At 66.0% G+C, this 24884-nt stretch carries 24 protein-coding genes and 2 pseudogenes; 11 read left to right on the forward strand and 15 right to left on the reverse strand.

What is annotated here, in order from left to right; all coding sequences use genetic code 11:
* Positions 1-231: 231 nt before the first annotated feature.
* On the forward strand, positions 232-1902 hold the full coding sequence (locus tag MU521_RS12705) for an acetate--CoA ligase (RefSeq protein ID WP_092691355.1): 1671 nt from the start codon (positions 232-234) through the stop codon (positions 1900-1902).
* A gap of 63 nt (positions 1903-1965) precedes the next feature.
* On the opposite strand, the gene MU521_RS12710 is transcribed toward MU521_RS12705, so the two are convergent.
* Both MU521_RS12710 and MU521_RS21480 read right to left on the reverse strand, forming a co-directional pair.
* On the reverse strand, positions 1966-3582 hold the full coding sequence (locus MU521_RS12710; protein ID WP_250864803.1) for a BCCT family transporter: 1617 nt from the start codon (positions 3580-3582) through the stop codon (positions 1966-1968).
* Positions 3583-3760: 178 nt separating this feature from the next.
* Complete coding sequence (locus tag MU521_RS21480; RefSeq protein WP_281187041.1) at positions 3761-3883, reverse strand: hypothetical protein; 123 nt, start codon at positions 3881-3883, stop codon at positions 3761-3763.
* Between MU521_RS21480 and MU521_RS21650 the strand changes: the two are divergent.
* A pseudogene (locus tag MU521_RS21650) lies at positions 3882-4489 on the forward strand (restriction endonuclease); the annotation flags it as partial. The gene MU521_RS21480 and the pseudogene MU521_RS21650 sit on opposite strands and share 2 nt — an antisense overlap.
* Before the next feature lie 28 nt (positions 4490-4517).
* Here MU521_RS21650 and MU521_RS12725 read toward each other — a convergent pair.
* Positions 4518-5498 (reverse strand): NAD-dependent epimerase/dehydratase family protein, encoded by a 981-nt coding sequence (locus tag MU521_RS12725; protein WP_092691345.1) that lies wholly within the window; start codon positions 5496-5498, stop codon positions 4518-4520.
* Positions 5499-5623: 125 nt separating this feature from the next.
* Here MU521_RS12725 and MU521_RS12730 point away from each other — a divergent pair, with 125 nt between their 5' ends.
* Together MU521_RS12730 and MU521_RS12735 are read left to right on the forward strand one after the other, a co-directional pair.
* On the forward strand, positions 5624-6709 hold the full coding sequence (locus MU521_RS12730) for a guanosine monophosphate reductase (protein ID WP_092691340.1): 1086 nt from the start codon (positions 5624-5626) through the stop codon (positions 6707-6709).
* Between the two features lie 42 nt (positions 6710-6751).
* Entirely contained in the window at positions 6752-6925 is a 174-nt protein-coding gene (locus tag MU521_RS12735; RefSeq protein ID WP_092691337.1) for an antitoxin VapB family protein, read from the forward strand.
* Positions 6926-7030: 105 nt separating this feature from the next.
* Here MU521_RS12735 and MU521_RS12740 read toward each other — a convergent pair.
* From MU521_RS12740 to MU521_RS12755, 4 genes and pseudogenes are all read right to left on the reverse strand, one after another.
* Positions 7031-7297 (reverse strand): annotated as a pseudogene (locus MU521_RS12740) (DUF5615 family PIN-like protein); the annotation flags it as partial.
* Positions 7298-7300: 3 nt separating this feature from the next.
* Positions 7301-7579, reverse strand: coding sequence for a DUF433 domain-containing protein (locus tag MU521_RS12745; RefSeq protein ID WP_092691335.1), 279 nt, complete (start codon positions 7577-7579; stop codon positions 7301-7303).
* Between the two features lie 58 nt (positions 7580-7637).
* Positions 7638-8582, reverse strand: coding sequence for an NAD-dependent epimerase/dehydratase family protein (locus MU521_RS12750; protein WP_092691332.1), 945 nt, complete (start codon positions 8580-8582; stop codon positions 7638-7640).
* Positions 8583-8585: 3 nt separating this feature from the next.
* Positions 8586-9773: an NAD-dependent epimerase/dehydratase family protein gene (locus tag MU521_RS12755; protein WP_092691327.1), complete on the reverse strand. Its 1188-nt coding sequence runs from the start codon at positions 9771-9773 to the stop codon at positions 8586-8588.
* A gap of 149 nt (positions 9774-9922) precedes the next feature.
* Here MU521_RS12755 and MU521_RS12760 point away from each other — a divergent pair, with 149 nt between their 5' ends.
* Positions 9923-11035, forward strand: coding sequence for a DUF4330 domain-containing protein (locus tag MU521_RS12760; RefSeq protein ID WP_092691324.1), 1113 nt, complete (start codon positions 9923-9925; stop codon positions 11033-11035).
* A gap of 46 nt (positions 11036-11081) precedes the next feature.
* Positions 11082-11654 (forward strand): hypothetical protein, encoded by a 573-nt coding sequence (locus MU521_RS12765; RefSeq protein WP_217630138.1) that lies wholly within the window; start codon positions 11082-11084, stop codon positions 11652-11654.
* On the opposite strand, the gene glmS is transcribed toward MU521_RS12765, so the two are convergent.
* From glmS to MU521_RS12790, 5 genes are all read right to left on the reverse strand, one after another.
* Entirely contained in the window at positions 11655-13445 is a 1791-nt protein-coding gene (gene glmS / locus MU521_RS12770; RefSeq protein ID WP_092691319.1) for a glutamine--fructose-6-phosphate transaminase (isomerizing), read from the reverse strand.
* Positions 13445-14638 carry a bifunctional sugar-1-phosphate nucleotidylyltransferase/acetyltransferase gene (gene glmU, locus MU521_RS12775; RefSeq protein WP_092691317.1) on the reverse strand — a complete coding sequence of 398 codons (1194 nt, stop codon included), beginning with the start codon at positions 14636-14638 and terminating at the stop codon, positions 13445-13447. Before glmU ends, glmS begins: the two co-directional genes overlap by 1 nt.
* A gap of 113 nt (positions 14639-14751) precedes the next feature.
* Positions 14752-15609, reverse strand: a complete 858-nt coding sequence (locus tag MU521_RS12780; protein ID WP_092691314.1) for a CheF family chemotaxis protein — start codon at positions 15607-15609, stop codon at positions 14752-14754.
* Between the two features lie 215 nt (positions 15610-15824).
* Entirely contained in the window at positions 15825-16634 is an 810-nt protein-coding gene (locus tag MU521_RS12785) for an undecaprenyl-diphosphate phosphatase (RefSeq protein WP_092691312.1), read from the reverse strand.
* Between the two features lie 295 nt (positions 16635-16929).
* Positions 16930-17865: a ferritin family protein gene (locus MU521_RS12790; protein ID WP_217630131.1), complete on the reverse strand. Its 936-nt coding sequence runs from the start codon at positions 17863-17865 to the stop codon at positions 16930-16932.
* Positions 17866-18032: 167 nt separating this feature from the next.
* On the opposite strand from MU521_RS12790, the gene MU521_RS12795 reads away from it, so the two are divergent.
* Genes MU521_RS12795 through MU521_RS12805 form a run of 3 tightly spaced genes read left to right on the forward strand, consistent with a single transcriptional unit; the run spans position 18033 to position 19354 of the window.
* A complete protein-coding gene (locus MU521_RS12795) occupies positions 18033-18686 on the forward strand; it encodes a helix-turn-helix domain-containing protein (protein WP_092691307.1) in 654 nt (217 codons plus the stop codon).
* A 39-nt stretch (positions 18687-18725) separates the two neighbouring features.
* A complete protein-coding gene (locus tag MU521_RS12800) occupies positions 18726-18959 on the forward strand; it encodes an antitoxin VapB family protein (RefSeq protein ID WP_092691305.1) in 234 nt (77 codons plus the stop codon).
* Positions 18956-19354: a PIN domain-containing protein gene (locus MU521_RS12805; protein WP_092691303.1), complete on the forward strand. Its 399-nt coding sequence runs from the start codon at positions 18956-18958 to the stop codon at positions 19352-19354. Before MU521_RS12800 ends, MU521_RS12805 begins: the two co-directional genes overlap by 4 nt.
* On the opposite strand, the gene MU521_RS12810 is transcribed toward MU521_RS12805, so the two are convergent.
* Positions 19355-20902, reverse strand: a complete 1548-nt coding sequence (locus tag MU521_RS12810; RefSeq protein ID WP_092691300.1) for an aldehyde dehydrogenase family protein — start codon at positions 20900-20902, stop codon at positions 19355-19357.
* A gap of 349 nt (positions 20903-21251) precedes the next feature.
* Between MU521_RS12810 and secF the strand changes: the two genes are divergently transcribed.
* Complete coding sequence (secF, locus tag MU521_RS12815) at positions 21252-22127, forward strand: protein translocase subunit SecF (RefSeq protein ID WP_394327222.1); 876 nt, start codon at positions 21252-21254, stop codon at positions 22125-22127.
* Positions 22128-22140: 13 nt separating this feature from the next.
* Positions 22141-23760, forward strand: a complete 1620-nt coding sequence (locus tag MU521_RS12820) for a preprotein translocase subunit SecD (RefSeq protein ID WP_092691298.1) — start codon at positions 22141-22143, stop codon at positions 23758-23760.
* Positions 23761-23960: 200 nt separating this feature from the next.
* On the opposite strand, the gene rnhB is transcribed toward MU521_RS12820, so the two are convergent.
* The gene (gene rnhB / locus MU521_RS12825; protein WP_092691295.1) at positions 23961-24605 is read right to left on the reverse strand and encodes a ribonuclease HII; all 645 of its coding nucleotides are present in this window, start codon (positions 24603-24605) and stop codon (positions 23961-23963) included.
* 53 nt (positions 24606-24658) lie between these two features.
* On the reverse strand, positions 24659-24820 hold the full coding sequence (locus tag MU521_RS12830) for a hypothetical protein (protein WP_175452834.1): 162 nt from the start codon (positions 24818-24820) through the stop codon (positions 24659-24661).
* Positions 24821-24884 lie beyond the last annotated feature (64 nt).

The raw sequence follows: 24884 nt of genomic DNA on the forward strand, positions 1-24884 counted from the left end.
GCGGCAGTATCGGACCGCACTCTTCTCACGCAGCGGGTTCACACCCCCGGTCGACGCAGTCGCAAGCGAACGCGACGATCTGGGGCTGTTCACGGTCGAAGATGTCGTCGAAGCCCTGCGGAGCAAGTCCGACGCGAGCAACCATCAGGCAGTCGAGACGGCACTCACCGCCGCCTGCGGTTTTACATGTAAATCTCGGGTTCTATGGTAGTAGCCCCCGGACCGTCCGTCATGACTTGGCATATCACACCCGAGTACGAGACCTACGAACGGGCCCACGAGAACTTCGAGTGGGAGTTTCCGGACGGATACAACCTCGCCTGGGACTTGCTTCGCAAACACGACGACCCCGAGCGTCCGCTGCTCCACCAGGCGTATCCGGACGGGCGACGGGAGACCTACAGCGTTCGGGACCTGGACGAGCTGTCGAATCAGGTCGCCAACGCACTCGCTGCGCGTGGCGTCGAGCGTGGCGACCGCGTCGCGATCGTCGTCCCGCAGAAGCCGGCGAACCCCCTGACGCATCTCGCGTGCTGGAAGCTCGGCGCGATCTCGCTACCCCTGTCGGTACTCTTCGGAACTGAAGCACTCCGGTACCGCCTGCAGGACAGCGGGGCGAAAGCCGTCGTCGCCGACCACTCGATCCTCGATACCGTCGCCGACGTCCGCGAGGAGTGTCCGGATCTGGACCACGTCGTCGCCGTCGATGCCGACGAAACAGCCGACAACACGGCCAACGACGTGGAGCGGTTCGAGGAGTTCTACGCCGGGCACGACACCGACTTCGAAATCGTCGACACAACCGAGGAGACGCCGGCGATCATCATCTACACGAGCGGCTCCACCGGCCCGCCCAAGGGCGTCCTCCACGGCCACGGCCTCTGGGCTGGCCACTGCCCGTCGTTCTACATGTACTTCGAGCAGGACGTCTTCGACTCGACCTACTGGACGCCGGCCGACTGGGCGTGGATCGGCGCGCTCGGCGACGTGGTCTTCCCGGCGTGGCACTACGGCCAGCCCGTCGTCGGCTATCCGATGGGGGAGTTCGACGCCGCGACGGCCTTCGAGATCTGTGAGGAGTTCGGCGTCACCCACAGTTTCCTGCCGCCGACGGCGATCCGCATGATGATGACCATCGACGAGCCCACGGAGCAGTACGACCTCGCGCTCGAGGCGATCGGCTCGGGCGGCGAGCCGCTGACGCCGGAGATCCTCGAGTGGGCCGACGAGGAACTCGGCGGCGTTCCCGTCAACGAACTCTACGGGCAGACGGAAGCCAACCTCCTCGTGACGAACTGCCGGGAGTGGTTCCCGGCACGGGCCGGCAGCATGGGCAAACCGGTCCCCGGTCACGACGTGGCGATCGTCGACCAGGAGACGGGCGAGCGACTCCCCGACGGCGAGGTGGGGATGATCGCGGTGCGTCGCGACGACGATCCGGTCATATTCCAGGAGTACTGGAACCAACCCGAGAAGACCGACGCGGCGACCCTCGAAGGCCCCGACGGCGCTCGCTGGCACCTCACCGAGGACCTTGGCTACCGTGACGAGGAGGGCTACTTTTGGTTCAAATCGCGCGACGACGATATCATCATCACGGCCGGATATCGCGTCGGCCCCGGGGAAGTGGAGAGCGCGATTCTCGAACATCCGGACGTCGAACAGGTCGGTGTCGTCGGCCTCCCCGACGACACGCGTGGCGAGATCATCAAGGCGTTCGTCCAACCCGTCGCCGGCGTCGACGGAGACGACGCCCTCCGCGACGGGATCCGGCAGCTGGTCAAGGACGCCCTCGCGAAATACGAGTACCCGCGCGAGGTCGAGTTCGTCGACGCTCTGCCGACGACGACGACCGGGAAGATCCAGCGCCGGAAGCTTCGTGAGCGCGCGGACGAGGGGTGACCGGAACGGTCCCGGCCCCGTTCACAGGACCCGGCGATCGGACGGTGCTGTCCGGGTCCTTCGTCAATCGTCCGTCGGTTGGTTCTCCGCCACCCGGTCCGGTAATTTCCGTCGAACGCTCGACGCGATGTCGGTGTCCGTGTACTTGGATTCACTCAGCAACACGGGGGCGTGACGTTCGAGTTGCACGACCATGCCGACCAGCGCGATCAGACACAGTATCGCGGCCGGGATGCCGGCGAGGACGGTGAACGAGCGGAGAACGGAGATCCCACCGGCGAGGGTGAGCGCGACGGTCAGGAATCCCAGAACCAGCCCCCAGGTGATCCGGTTGAGGGTCGACGGCGACGGTTCGCCCTTGTTCGCGATCATGGAGAAGCTAAAGGTCGCCGAATCGAGCGTGGTAATGAGGAAGCTCAACACGAGTCCCAGCAGGATCGCGGAGAACAGATCGGCGAACGGCAACAGTTGGTCGAATAGGGCGAAGCTGACGCCAGCGAGGCCGACATCCGAATACACGGCCAGCAGGTCGGCCTGCCCGGTCGTCTGTAGCCAGAGTGCCGAGCCGCCGGTCGCGACGTACCAGGGGACGGTGAGTGCGAACGAGCCGAGAATGCCGGCGAACACGAGCTGGCGAAGTGTCCGGCCGCGGGAGATCCGGGCCATGAACACGCCGACCATGGGCGCGAACGTGAGCCACCACGCCCAGAAGAACACCGTCCAGGAGCCGAACCAGCCGCTGGCCTCCGGCGTGAAGTAGAGGCTCATCCCGACGAAGTCGGTCACGTACCCCCGGAGCGCCTGCGTCCCCAGATTCAGCAGGAAGGACAGCGGGCCAAAGACCAGCGCCGCCGACATGAGGACCAGTAGGAGGACCACGTTCAGGTTCGCGAACCGCTGGATCCCCTCCTGGATCCCGGCCGTAACGGACAGCAGGAACAGGCCCGTGATGAGGAGGATGAACAGGACCTCCCCGAGTGCGCCGACCTGGACGCCCCAGTTGTAGGAGAGGCCGGCGAAGAACTGGTCGACACCGAGTCCGAAGGAGATAGTGATTCCACTCACCGAGACGACCACGGCCAGCGTATCGACCGCCTTGCCCAGCCAGCCGTCGACGTTGTCGGTGCCGACGAACGGAGCGAGGATGACGGCGGGACGGAACGGCATATCTTTGCGATACGCGAAGTACGAGACGGCGATGCCGAAGACCACGTACCCGGCCCACGCCGAAGTTCCGTAGTGGAAGATCGCGTACTGGAGTGCACTCACCATCCCCGCCCAGCCCCCCGAACTGGACCCGACGAACGGCGGGGCGGTCTGGTAGTGGACCAGCGGCTCCACCGGCCCCCAGTACTCGAGACCGCCGGACGACAGCCCTGCAGTGAAGATCATCACGAGGTAGCCGAGATAGGAGAACGCCGGCTCCTCGTCGGGGTCACCCAGCTTGATGTTCCCCCACGGGCCGAGTAATACGTACAGCAGAAATACGAAGGAGAGAAAGACGAGCCAGAGGAACAACCAGCTGAAGTTCGAGACGACGTAAGCGTTGACGGTCGCCAGCTGTGTGGCAGTCGCGTCCGGCCAGACGATGATCACTGCCGTTATCGCGAGGAGGAGTGAGAGCGAGCCGACGAATATCGTCGAGTCCGTCCCCTCCAGGGCCTGCTGTACCAGGCTCATGGATTCAGCGGAACGGTTCGGCCGGCGTGGTGCTCTGTTGCGACGGTGTCATCATCTAGTCGGTACCCCACCCCTAGCGAGGGTTCAATGTTGGGACTCGACCCTCGATCCGGGAGAGGATCACACACGTCCGCCATCGTGACTCGCGGGCCATCATTGTGTCTATCGTTGACGTACCTCACAGACGATGTCCGAACAGATCGAACGCGAACTGGAGGTCGACGAGTACACCCTCGGGCTGGTCGGGCCAGAACAGGCGTGGGTAGGGACCGTCGCGGACGGCGGTCGCGTCAGGACGCACATTCGACGAAATGGAGGTCCATCGCTTCGGCCAGACCGAGACCGAGTACAAGGACTGGGCGGTCGAACGCATCCGCGAGCGACGGACGACGACCGTCGAGTACACGGGCGACAACAACGTCACCTACACCAAGACCTGTGAGCCGAACCGCTCGGCTGTCTCGATCCAGTCGACCGACCCGGTGTATCTCCCCCAGATCCGCCAGCTCACGACGCTCCAGCAGTACAGCCACCCGCTCGAATACTACACGCGGGTCCGTCCCGGGTGACGCTGGAAAACGGGATTCACCGGTGTGTCCACTGTGAGAGCGCCGGCGAGGGGACCTACAGCTACTGTGAGAACTGCGGGAGCATCAACTGCGACTCGCACACGAAGACCGAGCGGCTCGAAGGCGAGCCGATCTGTACGGGCTGTGCCGTCACGGAGCGGTTCATGCTCTCACGGAAGTACTTCTACGATCAGGAGAACCTCGAACAGTTCCGTACCGAGTACGAGGAAATGCCGGTCCACGAGAAACTCATGGAGAACACGCCACTGACCGCGGGTATGATACTGGGTGTTCTCGGCGTCCTCGTTTTCGTCCTCAGTTCCGCGGGGTTCATTTGAGCGGCCCCCTCACCAGTACGTCGGAGAGTCAGTCCGATTCCGACAGCAGCCCACGAATCGACGCCTCCACAGATTCGGCCGGTTCCCACCCCAGTCGATCCTGCGCCGTGGCCGTCTCCACGCCGAACTCGTCGACCAGCGTCTCCCCGCTGCGGGGGTTCTCGACCAGTTCCACGTCGGCGTCGATGCCACGCTCTTCTCGCGCAATCGACTGCACCAGTTCCGCCACCGCCATCACGCCGGGGTCCTCGTCGCTGGCGATCTCGTACTTCTCGACGCCGGTCTCGCCCGCCCGAGATTGCTCGACCAGCCGCTCGGCGCTCTTGACGAACGCATTGGCCACGTCCTTGACGTGAATGAAGTTTCTCGATTGGCTGCCCGGTTCGTAGACCGTCAGCGTCTCCCCCGCCAGCGCGCGGTTCACGAAGAAGTTGATGACGGTGCCTTTCGAGACCTCCCGCCCGCCGACCTCGTGACGGCCGTACAGGTTGGAGATCATGAACTGGTGGGCCGGGAAACTCCCGTCGGCGAACGTGTCGATAGCGCGCTCGCCGAGCACTTTCGTCCGGCCGTACCAGTTCAGCGGGTCCCGCGGGAGGTCGACGGTGATCGGGAACGTCTCCGGGTCGCCGATGACGGCCATCGAGAAGGGGAAGCACAGCGCCGCGCCGGTCTTCCGGCAGAACCAGGCGACGTTGCTCGTCCCGGTGACGTTGACCTCGTAAGCCAGGTCGGGCTTCTCGTCGCAGTCGTCGACGCCCGAGATGGCCGCCAGGTGCAAGACCACGTCCGCGCCGTCGAGGGCCGCCTCCAGCCGGTCGCGGTTGCGGATGTCGACGTGCTCGACGGGTACATCGCCGACTTCGCGGAGGTCGCCCAGGTAGAAGTTGTCGAGTGCGGTAATCTGCCAGTCGGGGTGGTCCCGCTGGAGCTGTGTGACGACGCGGCTGCCGATGTAGCCCGCCGCGCCGGTGACGGCGACGTGGACGGACTCGGCGGTGTCGCTCATGTGCTGGGTGTCCACGCGAGGGGTTACAAACTTCGTGGTCCACAGGTGTCACGTCTTGACGTCGAAAAACGATAGTTGACACGACCAGCGGATTTATCCGCTCGAAGCGACTGGGCTTGTGCGGCATGAACGAACCGCGAACAGGACTGAGCTACGGGGACGTGTTACTGGTGCCACAGCGCTCGCCGGTCGACAGCCGGAGCGACGTGGACCTCACCACCGACCTGACGCCCGGCATCGAACTGGACACGCCGCTGGTCTCGGCGGCGATGGACACCGTCACGGAAGCCGAACTCGCCATCGCCCTCGGCGAGGCCGGCGGCCTCGGGACGATCCACCGGTTTCTGACCGTCGACGAACAGGCGAGCGAAGTCGCGGCCGTCGCCGACGCCGGCCAGCCGGTCGGGGCCGCCGTCGGGATCGACGAGGACTCGGTGGGCCGTGCCGAAGCACTCGTGACTGCCGGCGTCGACGCCGTCGTCGTCGACGTGGCCCACGGGCACATGGAACGGACGCTCGACACCGTCGCCGCGATCCGGGAGGCCTACCCCGACCTCGAACTCGTCGCGGGCAACGTCGCCACGCCCGCAGGCGTCGAAGATCTCTACGCGGCCGGCGCGGACTGCGTGAAGGTCGGGATCGGGCCCGGTTCGCACTGCACGACCCGCAAAGTCGCCGGCGCTGGCGTGCCCCAACTCACGGCAGTCGACGACTGCGCCGAGGCCGCGGCGGATCTGGACGTGACGATCTGTGCCGACGGCGGGATCCGGACCTCCGGCGACGCCGTGAAGGCGCTGATGGCCGGCGCGGACACCGTGATGCTGGGCAGTCTCTTCGCCGGCACCGCCGAGGCCCCCGGCGAGACCGTCGAGGTCGACGGCGTGCGCTACAAGCGCTCCCGTGGGATGGCCACGACCGCGGCCGCCGAGGACCGCTCGGACAAAGAGGAGGACGTAACGCAAGACGAGGGCGTCGAGGGGCTGACTCCCTACAAGGGACCGGTCGCCGACGTGGCCGAGGAGTTCTGTGCAGGCATCAAGTCCGGCCTCTCCTACTGTGGCGGTCACACCATCTCCGACGCCCGCGAGAAGGCCGAGTTCATCCGCGTCGCCGCCAGCGCCCGCGAACGTGAGGGGGCTCACACCGATCAGGAGTGGGAGACCGTCAGCGTCGACAGCACGAAACACGCGCAGGTCGAGGGCGACGACTGAGTCGGCGGAACAGTTTTGCGAGCAAACACCCACACACAGAGTATGAGTAAGACCATCACGATCTCCGACGAAGTGTACTGGAAGCTGAAACGGGAGAAAGGAGATCGAAGTTTCAGCGAGGTCATCGAGGCTCGACTCGAGGCCGGCGGAAAACTGGCCGACGTGACCGGGCAGGGAATCTTCGAGTCCGGGACAGTCGACCAAATCGAAGACTGAAAAGGAAGCGTCGGGACAGGTTCCGAACTGCCACAGCCACTGATCGAGCCACACCAGAACGTCCCGCATCTCTGTCGGTCCGAATTGACGGTCGACACGTCTGATAGCTCTCGCAAAATCGCTGGGGGAAATCGCTTGTGACGTGTATATTACGAGGCCGGCGTGGTCGACCCGCTCGTCGAGTTCGACGAAATCCCGGTCGTTCGTGACCAGAACGCGGTCCGAACCACCACACCACTTCAGTAGTTCCTCGTCGACGGTATCTTGTCCGTGTTCGGACGCGGCAGTGATAACCGAGAACCCGTTTGATTCGAGTGCCGTCACGAACGCGTGTGGAACGTGTTCGTCAGTACAGAAGGACAACCCCGCCATCGGCTACTGCTCGACGTGGTCCGGCGTCGCCGCTCGTTCGGCGAGTGACGTTTCGAGCCGGTCGTGACGGTCACGGATCGCCTCTATCTCGTCGAGATGGTCGTAGTAGTACGCCAGAGCGGTGTGTACTTCGGCGAGAGAAATGTCGAGCTGGTCGGCCACGTACTCCGGTGATCGGTCCGCTTCGAGAACCATCTCGGCAACCTGGAGAACGGAGATACGGCGACCGTCGAGACGAGGATCACCGCCGAGCACGTCGTCCGTCCGCACGATTTCGGTCATACCCGGTAGTTGGGCGTTTTCCCGGATAAACTTGCGTGTCATCTGGACCGCGAAGCGCTCACTCCGCGCCAGTGAACCGGTCGGCCAGGTCCCGCACGCCTTCCCGGAGCGACCACTCCGGTTCGAACCCGGTCTCGCCCAGTCTATCGAAGTTGACGTGATACGATGGACCGGGATGTTCGTCTTCGAGGTAGGTCACGTCGACGGGGCCCACCTCGTCGCGCACGAGGTCGGCGATCTCGCTGATCCGGTAGTTGCCGTCGTTGGTGCCGACGTTGTACACGTCGTGACTCCAGTCCTCGGGGTTGCAGGCGGCGTGTTTGTACGCCGCGGCAGCGTCCTCGACGTGGATGAAGGGCCGCCAGTTCGACCCGTCGCCGTAGACCGTCAGCGAGCGGCCGGTCAGCGCGCGGAAGACGAAGTGGTTGACGACGAGGTTGAAGCGCACGCCCGGCGAGTAGCCGTAGTTCGTGCTCATCCGCAGCGCGGTCCCGGCCATGTCGTGGTCCTCGCAGTAGTCGGCCAGCAGCGATTCGGCCTCGTACTTGGCCTCGGCGTAGGGGTTGATCGGGTCGGGTTCGACCGACTCGTCGATGTCGCGACTCATCGCCCGGCCGTAGATGTTACAGGAAGAGGCCGAGACGACGTTCTCGACGCCGAGTTTCCCCGCCGCCTTGAGGACGTTCTCGGTGCCGTCGTAGTTGACCGCCATCGTCTCCGCGCGGCGGTCGTGGGTGCTGGCCGCGCCGGTGATGGCCGCGAGGTGGATCACGGTGTCCACCTCCCGCATGGCGTTCTCCACGTCGCCGTACTCGCGCACGTCGCCCCGTCGGAAGTCGACGCCGTCGTCGGGATCAGTGGCGAGCGTCCCCAGGAGCGCGCGGGGCGAGCCGCTGGAGAGCGAATCGAGGACGACCACGCGATCGACGGCGTCGTCGGCCCGGAGCATCGGAATCAGCGCGCTCCCGATGTACCCACAGCCGCCGGTGACCAGCACGTCCACGGCTCAGTCCTCCGAGTCTTCCAGCACGCCCGGGAGGAACCGGTCCTCGTGGGCCTCGATGGTCTCGGTGTAGCGGGTCAGCGTCTCGAAGATGTCCCGCACGCCGCCCTCGAAGTCCTGTTCCTGCTCGCCGATCACGTTCATATAGCGGTCGTTCTCGATCTCCATCTTGTGGGTCTCGTCCTCGTTGCGCGGGTTCTCGAAGTGTTCGACGGCCACGTCGAGGTCGAACTCGTCGCCCACATCGGCGATGGTCTCGGCGATCTCGACGATGCTGATGGCGCGGGTGACCTGGTTGTAGACGGTGACGCCGTCGTCCCCGTCCGGCCGTTCGTCGGGCTCGGTCAGCGCCAGTTGAGCCAGTCCCTCGACGGTGTCTTCAAGCGAGATGAAGGGCTTGCGCTGTTCGCCCTTGCCGTAGACCGTGACGGGGTAGCCGGCGACGGCCTGGGCGGCGAAGCGGTGCCCGACGGTCCCGAAGTAGTAGTCGAAGTCGAAGCGCGTTTTGAGGCGGTCGTCCGCGCGGGTCTCGTCGGTCTCGGTGCCGTAGACGATCGCCGTCCGCACGTCCGAGATCGGGATGTCGAACTGCGACTGCGCGAGCCGGAGATTGGCGGCGTCGTGGGACTTGGTGAGGTGATACCAGCTCCCCGCCATCGCCGGGAAGGGGACCTCGTCTCGTTCGCCCTGGTTCTCCATCACCGCGCCGCCCTCAGGGATGGGGAACTCCGGCGCGCCGTAGACGCCGGTCGTCGTGGTCTCGATGAAGTGCGTGTCGGTGAGATCGTGTTCCTCGAGCCCCCAGAGCAGGTTCCGGGTGGCCTGCATGTTGTTGTGCTGGGTGTAGTTGGCCCGCTCGCCGTTGATCTGGGAGTAGGGCGCGGAGGGCTGGGCCGCGGTGTGGACGATCACGTCCGGTTCGTGGACGGTGAGGAGTTCGTCGACGAAGTCCTTCTCGACGAGATCTCCCTGGACGAAGGAGAGGTTGTGCACGTCGTGGGCCTCCCGTGCTGCGGCGAGGCGCTCGTCCATCCAGCCGATGGGGACGGCGCTGGTCGAGCCGACTTCCTCGACCCAGTCCCGGCGCGCGAAGTTGTCCACGGCCAGCACTCGGTCATCGGTTCTGGTCGCGATCCGGAGCGCGGTGGGCCACCCGACGTAGCCGTCACCGCCAGTGACGAGTATCGTCATTAGTTACTCACCTCGCGAGTAACCGCCTGTGGCTAAATAGTTTGTGATCTGTCACGGCGGGTGACCGTCGGGACGGCCGACACGGGGGCGTCGGCCGGCGAACCTGTCGAAACCACTATACCCGCGGGGGGCGACGCGAGTGACAACCGATGGAGTTGATCGACGAGGAGGGACGGTTGTTCGGTCGCGTCAACGTGGTCGACGCGCTCGTCGTACTGGTCGTCCTCGCGGTGGTCGCCGCGGGCGTCGCGCTGGTGACCGGCGGCGGTGGTCCGTTGGGCTCCGACGGGACCAGCGAGGACGTGGAGACTCGCTACGCGACGCTCGCACTCGGTCAGCAACCGGCCTCGTCCGCGTCGAACATCGAGGTCGGACAGAATGTCACGCTCGCCGGATCGAGCGCGACGATGAACGTCACCGACGTATTCCTGACCGGCGCGTCGAACGGACAGGTCCGCGTGTTCGCCCGGGTCGCCTACCCGAACGGAACGGTCGTCGGGAGCGGACCGATCCGGGCCGGACGGAGCGTGACAATCGTAGGCGACGACTACCAGACGGACGCAGCGGTCCAATCCGTAAATGACAGCAGGTCGATGTTCCGAACCGAGCGAACGCCAGTCTCGGTCACGACGACGGTCGAGTCCGAGGTCGCCACGGCGGTCAACGCAGGTGACCGACTTACCGTCGGCGACCACACCCTCGCGACTGTCGAATCCGTCGCCTCGCTACCGACGAACGAGAGCGGTCTCCGTCGACTTCACCTCGGCGTCACGCTCGCGACCCGTACCGTCGACGGTGAGCCGAAGTTCGCCGACCGAACCCTCCGGATCGGGACAGCGATACCGCTCCGGACGAACGGCGTCGAGGGGCTCAACGGCACGATCGAAACCGTCGGCTCGGTCGAACCTGCAGGCGATCCGACGAACGTCACGATGACGGTCGCCTGGGAGGGCGTCCGGTCCGAAGTCGCCGAGGCCGTCACCGAGGGACTGGAAGAGCGGCATCCCGGGGCGACGGCGCGGATCGTCGACGTGACGGCCGGTCCAGCACAGGTCGTTGTCCCGACCGACAGCGGCGAGCTGGTCGTCAGCGAGCACCCAGGCGAGCGCGACGTGACGCTGACCGTCGAGGCAACCGCCAGACAAACAGGGTCGGAACTCGGGTTCCACGGCCGACCGCTCTCGGAAGGCCGAACGGTCACGCTCGAGTTCGACACCGTGACTCTCCAGGGAACCGTCCTCGATTTCGAGGCGAATGAGTGAGTCGTCGATCCGTGACGGATCAGTCGTCGTGCGCCGCTGTCGTTCCGTGAGCGACTGGGCCGCAAACACCCGGATGGCCCGATCCCTCGACCGGCTTTCCGACAGGTTCGCGGTCGCGACCGCCAAGTCCAGAGTCAGCGGTGCCGCAGCCACCGTCGGCGACTGGGTCCGTGCCTCCTGGTGTTATCGCTGGCTGACCGCCGAACCCGATCCCGAGGTGATCGTCATCGACCTGCGGGAGACCTACACCGTCGGCCCGATCATCCGCGTGCTGGACCGCGTCGTCGACCCGCTCGCCGAGTCCTGGGACGGCTCTGCAGTCGAAGCGACGCTGTCGGGGTTCGCGGACGCACCGGTCCGTGCCCTGGGAATCGTCGTGGCGGTCGCGGTACTGGTCGAGACGGCGCTCTCGCTGGCCCTCGGCGATTTTACGCAGTCCGGCCTCCTCATTCGGGCGGTCGTGTTCGGGTTCGCCGCGCTGGCGATCCAGGTGCCGCTGTCGGCTTCGGAGCTCGCGGAGACCCGCACCGGCCGACTCCTCCGGGCGGTTCTGGAACCACCGGAGCCACGCGACGACGACGGCGACCGCAGAAACAGCGACGACGGCGACCGCGACTGACTACTCGACGGTGACGCTTTTCGCCAGGTTTCGCGGTTTGTCGATGGACCGACCGAGCATGTCCGCGGTGTGGTAGGCGACCAGTTGGAGCTGGACGTTCGCGACGACCGCGGCCACGCGGCGGTGGGTGTCGGGCACTTCGAGGACGTGATCGGCGTACCGCTCCACGTCGCTCGCGCCGTCGGTGACCGCCACGACCGGCGCGTCGCGGGCTTCGACCTCCTTGACGTTGCCCACGGTCTTGGTCGCCATCTCGTCGTCGCCGGTGACGACGGCGAACACGGGCGTGTCACTCGTGACCAGCGCCAGCGGCCCGTGTTTGAGTTCGCCCGCCGCGAAGCCCTCGGCGTGTTTGTAGGTGATCTCCTTCATCTTCAGCGCGCCCTCCAGCGCGACGGGGTAGTGCAGACCCCGGCCGATGAAGAAGTAGGACTCGGCGTCGCGGTAGGTCTCGGCGATCTCCTGTGCGGTGGAGGTGTCGAGGATCTCCTGGACCGCCCCCGGAAGGTCGCGCAGGCCGCTGATGACCTCGCGGGCGTCGCCGACGCTCGTGATCGCCAGCGCCAGCAGGTTCAGCGCCGCGATCTGGCTGGAGAAGGTCTTGGTCGCGGCGACACCGATCTCCGGTCCGGCCCGGATGTACATGGCGTGATCGCACTCCCGGGCGACCGTCGAACCCACCGTGTTGGTCACCGCGAGCGTCCGCGCGCCGCGCTTGCGGGCCTCCCGAAGCGCACTCAAGGTATCGGCGGTCTCCCCGCTCTGCGTGACGCCGATCACCAGCGCGTCCCCGATGGGCGGCGGACTGGTGGCGTACTCGCTGGCGAGGAACGCCTGCGCGGGAATCCCGGCCTGCTGGAACAGCTGGGCGGCGTAGACGGCCGCGTGGTAGCTCGTCCCGCAGGCGACGAGCTGGACGCCACGGGGCGAGAGGTCGCCCAGGTCGGCGAGGTCCACGGTTCCGGACAGTTCGTCGACGCGTCCCCGGAAGCACTGCCGGAGCGCGCGGGGTTGCTCGTGGATCTCCTTGAGCATGAAGTGGTCGTACCCGCTCTTGCCGGTCTCCTCGGGGTCCCAGTCGACGGTGTCCTCGGTCTTCTCGACAGGCTCGCCGTCGAGGGTGGTCACCCGGTAGCCGTCGGCGTCGAGGACGGCGAACTCGCCGTCGTCGAGGTAGACGACCCGGTCGGTGTGGTCCCGGAACGCGGGCACGTCGCTCGCGAGGTAGTAGGCGTCGCTGTCGATTCCCAGCACCAGCGGCGAGTCGTTGCGCGCCGCGAAGATACGGTCGACGCCCGACATCACGACCGAGACGGCGTAGCTTCCATCCAGCCGTGCGATGGCCTGCCGGACCGCGTCCTCGGGGTCAGCGCCGTCCGCGAGTTCGTCCTCGATCAGGTGCGGCACGACCTCGGTGTCGGTGTCGCTCCGGAACTCGTGGCCGGCCGTCGAGAGTTCGTCGCGGAGTTCCTGGTAGTTCTCGATGATGCCGTTGTGGACGACCGCGACCTCGCGGTTGCAGTCGAGGTGCGGGTGAGCGTTCTCGTCGGTCGGCGGCCCGTGGGTACTCCAGCGGGTGTGACCGATCCCGACCGATCCCGAGGGACTGCGTTCCTCCAGCGCCGCCCGGAGGTCGTCGATCTCGCCGGCGGTCTTGCACACGTCCAACCCCTCGCCGGCCAGCGCGACACCCGCCGAATCGTAGCCCCGGTATTCGAGTTTCGAGAGCCCGTGGACCAGCACATCGAGAGTCTCACTCTCGCGGCCGGCACAGCCGATGATCCCGCACATCAGCGCATCACCTCCGCGCCGTCGGGGATCTGGCCGCGGGCGTGTGCGCCGGTGTGGAGGTGTGCCGACGGCCCCACGAGCGTCCCGGGGTCGAAGCTCACGTCGCCCTCCGCCGTCACGCGGTCCGCGAGGACTGCACCGAGGCGCTGGTCCTCGAACACCTCGTTGCCCACGCGCACGTCGGCCTGCCCGCCGGGGACGACCGAGCCCGCACCAACGTCCACGTCCTGGCCGGTCACGGTGTCGACGAGGACGCTCCCGGCGTCGACGCGCGCGTCGGCGTCTAATACTGTGCGCTCGACGGTCACGTTCGCGCCGACGGTGACGTTGTACCCCAGCGCGGCGTCGGGACCGACGACCGCACCCGGTCCGATCTCCGAGTCCGGCCCGACGACGACGGGCGGACGAAGCGTCGCGGCGTCGTGGACGCGAGCCTCGTCGTGGATCCAGACGCCCTCCTCGCGCTCGGTCACGTCGACTTTCCCTCGCGCCAGCACCGTCCGGGCGACGGTCAGCAGGTCCCAGGGGTAGGTCGCGTCAACCCACATCCCCTCACAGCGAACCCCGCGGACCTGCTCGCGCTCGGCCAGACGGGCGATGGTATCGGTCAGGGCGAGTTCCCCCGCGGATCGGGGCGTGTCGGCGATCTCGTCGAAGATGCTCGCGTCGAAGGCGTAGATGCCGGCGTTGATCAGCCGGTACTCTCCGGTCGTGGGTTTCTCGATGATCTCGGTGAGTTCGTCGTTTTCGAGGACGACCGCACCGTACTGGCCGGCGTCGGGATGTTCCATCACCGCGAGGGCGGCGCTGGGGTCGTGACGCTCGAACCCCTCGGCGACGGCCTCGACCATCGAGGACTCGATGAGTCGGTCGCCGTTGACGACCAGCGGGGGGCCGTCCACGGCCGCGCGGGCCTGCAGGAGGGCGTGGCCGCTCCCCAGCTGTTTGTGCTGGCGGACGTACTGGACGGGCACGTCCCGGTAGCTCGGGCCGAAGTGGTCCTGCACCCGGTCGTGTTTGTAGCCGACGACACAGACGAGTTCGTCCATGCCGGCGTCGACCAGGGCGTCGAACACGTGTTCGAGGATCGGGCGATTCGCGGCGGGCAACATCGGTTTCGGGCGGTTGCGCGTCAGCGGACGCAACCGAGTTCCTTCACCGGCAGCGAGGACGACCGCCGTGCTGACGCTCATACAAATTGGTTGCCGGCGGCCCGTTTCAAGCTTCCGGCTGGCGACCCCTATTTCCCCACTAATCCACACGTTAGTCGATTTATTACGGGAATTCGGGCACGGGTAACGGCCGACTACTCGTCACTCATGGCATCACTGGCCAGATTTCTCCCACGTGCGTTCAGTGCGACCTCCGTTCGAACCCGGACCTCGTCGACCGCGCCGATGTCGAGCAGTCGCTGGTAGATCTCCTCGACCTCGTCCGGTGGGATGCCGACGAAGTCGGACATCTCGAACGGCGAGACGCCCGAATACAGCGCCATCAGCACCTGACTCTCCATGTCGTCGAGTTCGTCCACGTCACCCTCGTTGCGCTCGACGGCGCTGGAAAACAGCGAGGTCAGCGCTCGCGTGTGGCGTTCGGTGCCCGTCAGGTGGGTCTCGACGCTGAGATCGTCCTCGGTGTGCTCGACCGAGATGACGGTGCGGTCGGTGCCCCGCACCGTCGACTGGCTCGTGTCGATGGTCCCGACGTTGTCCATGTCGATGGCGACCCGCCCGTCCGAGAGCGCCATCTTGATCGTGTCGTCGACGTAGCGGAACTTCGCTTTCTCCCACTCGGTGTCCTGGACGACACCGCCCTCGACGGCCGGGTGTTTGACGAGGACGATCTCGTCGTGCAGCGTCGCCCGACAGATCGTCTCCTCCAGCTGGGCGTCGGGCAGCGTCAGGAAGATGACCGCGCTCCCGACCTGGATGGCGGTGAAGCTGGCGACGTATTCGGTCGCCTCGATCTCCGGCGGGTCGTCGACCAGCGAGAGCTTCGCCAGCGGCACCGTCTGTTTGTTCCCGCCGGTCGCCAACACCAGCCGCTTGTTCGTCACGATCAGGCGACAGGACTGCCAGTCCGCACCCTCGTCGACTTCCCCGCCCCGAACGGCATAGAGGAAATCCCCCTGCGCGTCCAGCAGCTTCTGCTCGGCGTCACTCACAGGCGATCACCTCGGCGAATGTCCTGTCTCCGGTCCATGCGTGCCTGGCGTGACCAGCCGTCGCGCGCGGTCGGCCGACCGCCGCCGACCCCGCCGAACTGGTCGAACTCGTCGGTACCTACCCCGTTCTGAAAGATAAACGTTGTCGGGTCGTTCTCAGATATTGTACGCGACTGGCGGGACCACGGGCGATTTCGACCGGAAACGACGGTCGGTCAAAGCAACAGGAGGCCACCGCCGACCAGGGCCAGCGTGCCGAAGCCCACACAGACGCCCCAGAAGGCGACCCGGCGGACCAGCGCGACCAGCGCGCCCACGGTGAGATAGCCGACGACAGCGCTCACCGCGAGCGCCGTCACCGCCGCGGTCGGTGCCATCCCGAGTCCCCCGAAGGAGAGCAGTCCCGCACCGAGCGACGCAGGGATGGCGAGCAGGAAGGAGAGCCGGAGGGACTCGACGCCCTCGTGGCCCCGCAGGAGGAGCGCGCTGACGGTCGTTCCCGACCGGGAAACGCCGGGGAGGATCGCCAGTCCCTGCAGGACGCCGACCGCCAGCGCGTCGACGAGGTCCGGTTCGGTCCGGCGGTCGACGCCGCCCCGGGACTCGGCGACCTTCTGGACGACGCCCGTCACGACCAGCAGACCGCCGATCAACGCCACGAACGCGCCGCCGGCCAGCTCCGACACCAGCGCTTCCAGCGCGGTGTAGGCGGCCAGCCCCACGGCCATCGAGGACACCGTGGCGACGAGCAGGAAGGACACGTCGGCGGTCCCTTCGCCGAAGGGATCGTCCGCCGAGAGATCGGGCAGTGTCTCCAGCACGTCCCGGATCTCGTCGCGGTAGTAAACCGTCGCCGCCAGCGCCGTCCCGGCGTGGAGAAAGAGCGCGAACTGGACCGCCGCGCCCGGATCGGCGTTCCCGAGCAGGTTCAACACCAGCGCGACCGACCCCTCGCTGGAGACTGGCAACCACTCCAGCACGCCCTGCACGATCCCGACGATCACGGCGAGCAACTGCTCGTCCATACACCGGGGCCGGCGTCACGCGGCAAATATGGTTCGATACTGTGGTGGCGAACCCGCGACTTGTCGTCACCGAGTCGAGAAAACGCGTGGACCCGCGAGGGGGCGCGGGCCCGACGGAGAGTGAGTGGGTCCCGGAGTGTGGGGAGCGGGACCCGGATCACGCGCAGTTGGGGGGTCGCGTCGTGGTGTTGGGGAGCGTGCGTTGGGATTCGCAATCGGGGTGGCGGAAACGGAGTGGCTCAGTCCCCATCCTGTCGCGCGCACGGGACGGGGCTCGATTGACGAGCGGAGTGAGTCAATCGGCGGCGGCGGCGTCGTCGCTGCCGAGTTCGACGAGTTCGTCCACGTCTGGGACCTCGGCCTCGGCGTCGGTGATGATCTCGATCCTGCGGGTGAGTTTGTCCCGGGAGTAGGCCACGAGCGGCCCGGGGTTGAGGCTCTCGGTGAGGTCGCTGAACGTGCCCGCGACGTGGGGCATCAGACTCTGGAGCGTCTCCTGGACCACGTCCTCGCTGACCTCGCCGGACTGGACGTAGCCACGGACCTTGTTCATCCCGAAGCCGACGTGGCGACCCTCGTCCGAGCGGACCTTGGCGATCCCCCCGACCAGTCCCTCGGAGTTGGGGAAGTCCTCGTCGGTGACCTCGTCGGAGCCCTGGTCGGAGAAGGCCGACTGGAAGCCGTAGTAGCCGGTCTGGGCGAGGACGGACTCGACGACCAGATGGTAGTGGCAGTACGCCCGGACGCGGTTCTCGGGCGTGTCGTCGGTCAGGAGTCGTTCCATCGCGTCCTCGGTCTTGTCGAACAGCGCGATGTAGTCGTCGTTGAAGTAGCGCTGGTCGGTCGGGTTCGTGACCTCGTAGCCCATCTCCTCGGCGACCGGGTTGATGACCTCACGCCAGAACCGGTCGAAAAACTGCGTGTGCTTGGCTTCCTCGTAGATCTGGCTGGAGAGGAACATCTGGTCGTTGATATCCTCCAGCACCATCGCCAGCGGCATCAGGTCTTCCGTGACGGCCTCCTCGCCCGCACCGAAGCGCGCGATGGCGGTCCGGAGTTCGTCGAATTCATCCTCGCCCGGGCCGTACTCGACCATCTTTCGTTTGTCGTCGTCCAGCCCCTCGATCTCGTAGGGGTCCCAGTGCCGGTAGACGGCGTTTTTGAAGTAGCCCTGTGCGAACGAGTCGGAGTCGAGTCGCATCTCGCGGCTGTGGTCTTCTACCTGTGTCATCGTACACCCAACTGTTCGGTAGGAGTCCCCTATCCGTGGTGCAAATCATCAGTGGGTCGTTTATATGGCCCCAATAGCACGGGTCCGAATGCGGGGATCGATCGAGCCGGGACTCGCGAGCCGCGGCAACCGCCGCACCCATATGGGATCGGCCGTTAGCGAGGGGCATGCGTTACGTGGAGATGGTGTTGCGGCCGGACCGGGAGGGTTTCCACCCGGCCGAGCAGGCGATCGTGGACGATCCGGACCTCCAGCGGGTCGCGATCCACCACCTCAACCAGCTCGACGACGGGACCATCGTCTTCCTCTACGAGGCCCGGGGGGCCCTCGACCGCGCCCGGGAGTTGATGGACGGCCACGAGGACGTACTGGAGTACAGCGTCTCCCGCGAGGGCTCGAAGCTCCACGCGTACATCCACTTCGAGCCCAACGACCTGGTCGACGCGCTGTTCCGAGCGATGCAGGAGTACAGCATCGTCGTCGACACGCCCGTCGAGTGTCTGGCCGACGGCGGCATCCGGATCACCGGCATGGGCGATCAGGAGACGATCACCGAGGCGCTCGCGGTCGTCCCCGACAGCGTCGACGTGGAACTGGAGGCGATGCGCGAGTACCACCCCGACGACCGCCAGCTGTTCTCGATGCTCACCGACCGCCAGCAGGAGATTCTGCGCACGGCGGCCGAACTGGGCTACTACGACGTGCCCCGCGATGCCACCTACGAGGACATCGCCGCCGAACTGGACCTGGCCCCCGTGACGGTCGGCGAACACCTCCGGAAGATCGAGTCGCGGGTACTCACCGAGATTCTGCCGGGATAGGAGTAAGCTTCTTGTTTTCTCGTATACGACCGTATACACATGGGGACGAAGACGATCCGGCTCGACGAGGATGTGTATGATCGGGTCCGGGCAGAGAAGCGCGACGACGAGACGTTTTCGGAGGCCATCGACCGATTGATCGGTGGTCCCTCACTGCTGGAATTGACCGGAATACTCTCTCCGGAGGAAGCTGACGAGTTCCAAGAAGTGATCGACGATGTCGACACCGATGCGCGAGACGACATCGACGAACTCGTAGATCGGTTCGAATGATTCTGGATTCGTCGTTCCTCATCGACCTGATGGAGAATAGTGCGAGCGCCATCGAGTTCGCAAAAGAACTCGAATCGGGCGGCGCGACGCAACGAGTCCCTGCGCAGGTCGTGTACGAACTGTTCGTCGGTGTCGGCTACACGGAAATGGCTGAACAAGAGATCTCGAAGGTTCAGTCAGTCCTCGACGCACGTCCAACCGTGAAAACGACGCCGGAGATAGCTCGCCTGGCTGGACGAATGGACGGACAACTCCGACGCGAAGGCAACCGAGTATCCGAGAGCGATATCATCATCGGGGCAACAGGGCGTCATTTCGGTGAGCCAGTCGTAGCGAACAACGAAGCGGATTTCGAGAGACTGCCCGACGTAGATGTCGTCAGCTACGACTCCTGATCACATATCCGGCAGGCCGCCGAAGTTCATCGTCACCGACTTCTGCTGGGTGTAATCATCGAGCGTCGACTCGTCGAGTTCGCGACCGATGCCGGACTGCTTGTAGCCGCCGTAGGGGCTGGGCTCGAACATGTCGTTGTAGGTGTTGACCCAGACCGTCCCGGCTTCCAGGTCGTCGGCCGCTTTTTTTGCGCTCTCCAGATCGGTCGTCCACACACCGGAGGCCAACCCGTAGATAGTGTCGTTGGCCTCGGCCATCATCTCGTCGTAGTCGGACCACTCCAGCACGCTCAGGACCGGGCCGAACACCTCCTCGCAGGCGATGGTGTCGGAGTTGTCGATGTCCGTGAGGATCGTCGGCTTGTAGAAGGGCGCGCCGTCGAGGTCGGCGTCGGCGGGCTGTTCGCCGCCGTAGGCCAGCGTCGCGCCGTCTTCCAGCGCGGTGTCGACGTACGAGCGCACGTCCTCCAGATGGTCGTGGTCGATGAGCGGGCCCACGTCGGTCCGTGGATCGAGGGGGTCGCCGATCTGGAGGTCGTCGGTGGCCTCGACGAAGGCCTCCAAGAACTCGTCGTAGATGTCCTCGTGGAGGAACATCCGCGAGCCCATCGTACACTGCTGGCCGACGTTGAACCAGGAGGCGATGATGCTCCCCTGGACGGCCTTCTCGATGTCGGCGTCGGGGAAGACGATGTTGGGGCTCTTCCCGCCGAGTTCCAGCGACACGGGCGTAATCGTCTCGGCGGCGTTTTGCATCGTATACTGGCCAGCAGCGGTCGAGCCCGTCAGGGCGACCTTGCCGACGCCGGCGTGACCGGTCAGCGCGTTGCCGACCTCGCTGCCCGCGCCGGTGACGACGTTGACCGCCCCGTTGGGGAGGACTTCCTGGATCGTGCGGGCCATCTCAAGCGTCGAGAGGGAGGCTCGCGAGGAGGGCTTGAACACGACGGCGTTGCCCGCGGCCAGCGCGGGGGCCATCTTCCAGGCGACGAACATCGCCGGGAAGTTCCAGGCGCTGATGAGGCCGACGACGCCGTAGGGCTCGTTCTGCGTGTAGGTCAGCCGGTCGGGGCTGGCCGGCGGCCGGCGGCCCTCGTCGGCGGTCCGGGCGAGGCTGGCGAAGTAGCGGAACTGCTCGATGGCGACCTCCAGATCGACGAACATCGAGTGCTGGTTCGCCTTCCCCACTTCCAGCGAATCGAGCCGCGCGATGTCGGAACGGCGGTCCTCCAGTCGGTCCGCCACCTCCAGCAGTTTGGTCGAGCGCTGCTGGGGCGACATGACCGACCACTTCTCGAAGCCCTCTTGGGCGGCCTCGACGGCGCGGTCCACGTCCGCGGGTGTCCCCTTCTGGAACCGTGCCAACTGCTGGCCGGTCGTGGCGTCGACGGACTCGACCGTCTCGCTGCTCGACGATTCCACCCACTCGCCGCCGATGAGCATGCCGTACTCTTCCTCACCCACCGCTTCGCTGGCGACCTGCTCGTGTTTCTCGGCGACCGACGCCCCCACGTCCACCTGATCGGAATCGAAGTACTCGCGCTGCATTCCTTCCGTCGTTCACCGGACCGACAAAAACGAGTACCGCCTCAGTTGTTCGCCCGTTTAAGTTGGTGTCGTGTGTGACCAATCCTCCCGTCGAGGTCGTCCACGCCGCGTTCCGCGAGGACGGCATCGCGATCCCGTTCCCACGGCGGGAACTCACCGTCGTCGGCAGTGACACTGACTCTTGCACTCGTCGTTCGACCCCGCCTGACGCCACTCTCGACAGCGATCACCGTTCCCGTGGCCAGGTGCAACCGACAGCCGAGATAAGAAGGCTTATTCAGGGCTGTTGCACACGGTGGCGTATGGTGGAGTTCGAGGTACCGGGAGTCGGAAACGGGGGATGGTCCGGATGAGCGCGATGACCGACCTCCCGGACCGGTTCCCCGACATCGACTACACGCGGTACACGAACAGACAACTCGCGGCGGTGCCGCTCGCCGTCCTCGCGGTCGCGCTGGCGATCCTGGCCGCCTGGTACGTCATGAACGGCACACCGGTGGCACTCGGGATCGAGTTCACCGGTGGGGCCGAGGTACAGATACAGACCAGCGCTCCCCAGAGCGAGGTCGAGCAGAGTCTCAGCGGACTCAACCCGACGGTTCAGCCAGTCCAGGTCAGCCAGGGGACACAGGAGTACATCATCACGACCCAGCAGACCGAGGGCGTACAGCAGGCGATCGAGGGGGAGGGGTACGAGATCGCCTCGTTCAGCGAGACCTCGCCCAGTTTCGGGTCCGACTCGGTGCGGCTCACGCTGCTCGGACTCGGGGTCGCGTTCGTGGGGATGAGCCTGCTGATCTTCCTGCTGTTCCGGTCGTTCGTCCCGTCGATCGCGATCGTCATCTCGGCGTTTTCCGACCTGGTGATCCCGCTGGCGCTGATGAATCTGCTCGGGATCAACCTCTCGCTGGGGACGGTCGCGGCGCTGCTCATGTTGATCGGTTACAGCGTCGACTCCGACGTACTGTTGAACAACCACATCCTGCGGCGGCGCGGGGAGTTCTACGAGTCGGCCTACCGGGCGATGCGGACCGGGGTGACGATGACGCTGACCTCCATCGCCGCGATGGCGGTGATGTCGGCGGCGGCGTTCCTGCTCGCAATTCCGCTCCTGCCCCAGATCGGACTCGTCCTCGTGATGGGGCTGTCCGCGGACCTCATGAACACCTACATGTTGAACCTCAGCCTGCTACGCTGGTACAAGTACGAGGGAGTCACACGATGACGGGGGAAGACCGATGAACCTTCGAGAGAACTGGCGGGTCGTCCTGCTCGTCGTGTTCACGCTCGCGAGCGCCGCCCTCCTGTTCGGTCCCTACGTGGCCGCACAGGCGACCGGCGGCGACGCCAAACCGGTCAACCTCGACTACGGACTGCAACTCTCCGGTGGCACGCAGATCCGCGCGCCGCTGGTCGGCATGACCGCCGAAAGCGTCGAGTTCACACAGAACACGAGCATCCCGGAGAAACGCCGGGCCATCGCCAGCGACCTGGGCCTCGAACCGAGCCAGGTGCGGTTGAGTGCCGCTAGGCGTGCGCAGGGCCAGCAGGCCCAGAGTGGCGGCACAATCGAGGTGTTCTCGCGGAACGTCACGCAGGTGGAGTTCGCCACGACGCTCCAGAACAACGGGTTCGACGTGTCCCAGGACCGGATCAGGGACGGCGTCACGGCCCAGACCAGGGAGACGGTCGTCAACGTCCTCTCGGACAAGATCAACGAGGGCGGTATCACCGGCGGGAACGTCAAGACCGCCGCGGCCGGTAACGAGTACTTCATCGTCGTCGAGGTGCCCAACGCCGGCGAACAGGACGTCAGGGACCTGATTTCCGGGACCGGTCGCGTCCAGATCGTCGCTCGCTACCCCGTGCAGGAGAACGGGACGACGGTCTACCGCGAGACGCCACTGCTCAACAACAGTGACTTCACGGACATCGGGGCCGCCCAGCAGGCCGACCCCCAGAGCGGGATCAACCAGCCCCACGTCCCGGTGGCGATCCGGCAGGACGGGTCGGCCGAGCGGTACTCACAGCAGCTCCAGCAGTTCGGCTTCACCCGCGAGGGGATCGGCAGCTGTCCGCCAAACGCGGACCGGAACCCGGACAACGCGAGCGGATACTGTCTGTACACGGTCCAGAACGATCGGGTCGTCTACGCGGCCTCGATGGGCCAGCAACTCGCGCAGTCGATGGAGAACGGTGACTTCGCACAGAGCCCGTCGTTCGTGATGACGACTACGAACATCAGCGAGTCCCAGCAGCTGGCGGTCAACCTCCGGGCGGGGTCGATCCCGACGGAGCTGAACTTCACCGCTGGCACGACCTACACGCTCTTGCCCTCGGTCGCCGAGCGGTTCAAACTGTTCTCGCTGATCGCGGGTCTGGTTGCGTACCTGGCTGTCAGTGCGGTCGTGTTCCTGCGGTACGGGAGTCCACGGGTCGCCGTGCCGATGCTGGCGACGGCCGCCGGCGAGGTGTTCCTGTTGCTCGGGTTCGCCTCGGCCATCGGACTGGCGCTGGACCTCTCGCACATCGCCGGGTTCATCGCCGTGATCGGAACGGGGGTGGACGACCTGATTATCATCGCCGACGAGATCCTGCAGGAGGGGAAAGTCGCTACCGGCAAAGTGTTCCAGAGCCGCTTCAAGAAGGCGTTCTGGGTCATCGGTGCCGCGGCGGCGACGACCATCCTCGCGATGAGTCCGCTGACGGTGCTCAGCCTCGGTGACCTCACCGGGTTCGCCATCGTCACCATCGTCGGCGTCCTCCTGGGCGTCCTCGTCACCCGTCCGGCCTACGGTGACATCCTCCGGAACCTGATGCTCTCGGAGGAAGAGCGCGACCGCTACACCGAACAGTAGCGGTTTCCGCGTCTTCCTTCGTCGCCGGTATTTTCACGCGCCGAAAACGCTCCTGTCCTTTTGTACTGGTGTAGTCCGTAGGCTCGGGTGCAGTCACCCCACACTGCGATGCGCTTGCGGCTCCCCCAACACCCCCACCCCACCCACAATCTGTCCCCCCTTCCTCTCGTTCCCGACCGACGAGCGACCGCCACGTCCACTCAGAACTCCGAGAGCGCCGACTGTTCGGCGGCCGCCAGCACGTCCTGACTCGTCGACCACGACCGCCGCGCACACGGCGGCAGGTCGCCGTGTTCGGCAACGTACTCACGGAGGAAGGCTCTGGTCGCGGGGTCGCTCGGGTAGCCACTCCCCACGTCGGTGTCGGGGTACTCGGCCCCCAGGTCCGTTACGTGGGCATCCCGGGCGACCTTCGCGAGGACGCTCGCGGCCCCGACCAGCGCGTACACCTCGTCGGCCCCGTGTTCGGCGGTGATCGACACGTCGGCCGCGATCCGGTCGGCGACGCGGCAACCGAAGCGTCCGGCGTCCGTGTCACCTGCATCGACGACCCCATCGTCGCCGTCACTGGCCACGCCGTCGAGCGCCTCGGCCTGTGCAGCGACGGTGAGCGTGTTCATGTCCGTCTCCGGCTCGTCGATCCGCGCGGGCGTGATCTCCGCGACGGCGATCTCGACCCGCTCGTCCGCGCGCAGCTGGGCAGCTAGCTCGTCGCGCCGGCTCGGTGTGAGATTCTTGGAGTCGTCGATATCGTCAGGGAGCGCGCCCGGGTCGGCCCGGACGGCCGCCGCGAACATCGACCCCAGGACCGGGCCCTTGCCGGCCTCGTCGACGCCGAACTGCATGGCTACGGCGTCGGACGACGCGGACAAAAAGCAGTGGGTTTCCGCCGACAGTATCAGTCGTCCAGCTCGGCCTGCCCCAACTCTGGTTCGTCGAGTTCCGGCTCCTCGACCTCCGGTTCGCCGATCTCCGGTTCGGCGATGTCGACCGCCGGTGGCTCGTCGTCGTCGGCCTCGGCCTCACGGAGTTGCTCGCGCCAGTCGATGTACTCGTCCATGCTATGGCACATGATCACGCACCGCTAGGAGAGAGGGACTGGTCGTTCCTAAGGGTTGTGGCGG

The organism is Halorientalis regularis, from assembly GCF_023698535.1.
GTDB lineage: Archaea > Halobacteriota > Halobacteria > Halobacteriales > Haloarculaceae > Halorientalis > Halorientalis regularis.

Excerpts from the sequence above, each read along its gene's own strand:
- MU521_RS12705 (WP_092691355.1), top strand. The coding sequence starts at position 232 with ATGACTTGGCATATCACACCCGAGTACGAGACCTACGAACGGGCCCAC.
- MU521_RS12710 (WP_250864803.1), bottom strand. The coding sequence starts at position 3,582 with ATGAGCCTGGTACAGCAGGCCCTGGAGGGGACGGACTCGACGATATTC.
- MU521_RS12725 (WP_092691345.1), bottom strand. The coding sequence starts at position 5,498 with ATGAGCGACACCGCCGAGTCCGTCCACGTCGCCGTCACCGGCGCGGCG.
- MU521_RS12730 (WP_092691340.1), top strand. The coding sequence starts at position 5,624 with ATGAACGAACCGCGAACAGGACTGAGCTACGGGGACGTGTTACTGGTG.
- MU521_RS12735 (WP_092691337.1), top strand. The coding sequence starts at position 6,752 with ATGAGTAAGACCATCACGATCTCCGACGAAGTGTACTGGAAGCTGAAA.
- MU521_RS12745 (WP_092691335.1), bottom strand. The coding sequence starts at position 7,579 with ATGACCGAAATCGTGCGGACGGACGACGTGCTCGGCGGTGATCCTCGT.
- MU521_RS12755 (WP_092691327.1), bottom strand. The coding sequence starts at position 9,773 with ATGACGATACTCGTCACTGGCGGTGACGGCTACGTCGGGTGGCCCACC.
- MU521_RS12760 (WP_092691324.1), top strand. The coding sequence starts at position 9,923 with ATGGAGTTGATCGACGAGGAGGGACGGTTGTTCGGTCGCGTCAACGTG.
- glmS (WP_092691319.1), bottom strand. The coding sequence starts at position 13,445 with ATGTGCGGGATCATCGGCTGTGCCGGCCGCGAGAGTGAGACTCTCGAT.
- glmU (WP_092691317.1), bottom strand. The coding sequence starts at position 14,638 with ATGAGCGTCAGCACGGCGGTCGTCCTCGCTGCCGGTGAAGGAACTCGG.
- MU521_RS12785 (WP_092691312.1), bottom strand. The coding sequence starts at position 16,634 with ATGGACGAGCAGTTGCTCGCCGTGATCGTCGGGATCGTGCAGGGCGTG.
- MU521_RS12790 (WP_217630131.1), bottom strand. The coding sequence starts at position 17,865 with ATGACACAGGTAGAAGACCACAGCCGCGAGATGCGACTCGACTCCGAC.
- MU521_RS12795 (WP_092691307.1), top strand. The coding sequence starts at position 18,033 with ATGCGTTACGTGGAGATGGTGTTGCGGCCGGACCGGGAGGGTTTCCAC.
- MU521_RS12800 (WP_092691305.1), top strand. The coding sequence starts at position 18,726 with ATGGGGACGAAGACGATCCGGCTCGACGAGGATGTGTATGATCGGGTC.
- MU521_RS12805 (WP_092691303.1), top strand. The coding sequence starts at position 18,956 with ATGATTCTGGATTCGTCGTTCCTCATCGACCTGATGGAGAATAGTGCG.
- MU521_RS12810 (WP_092691300.1), bottom strand. The coding sequence starts at position 20,902 with ATGCAGCGCGAGTACTTCGATTCCGATCAGGTGGACGTGGGGGCGTCG.
- secF (WP_394327222.1), top strand. The coding sequence starts at position 21,252 with ATGAGCGCGATGACCGACCTCCCGGACCGGTTCCCCGACATCGACTAC.
- MU521_RS12820 (WP_092691298.1), top strand. The coding sequence starts at position 22,141 with ATGAACCTTCGAGAGAACTGGCGGGTCGTCCTGCTCGTCGTGTTCACG.
- rnhB (WP_092691295.1), bottom strand. The coding sequence starts at position 24,605 with ATGCAGTTCGGCGTCGACGAGGCCGGCAAGGGCCCGGTCCTGGGGTCG.
- MU521_RS12830 (WP_175452834.1), bottom strand. The coding sequence starts at position 24,820 with ATGGACGAGTACATCGACTGGCGCGAGCAACTCCGTGAGGCCGAGGCC.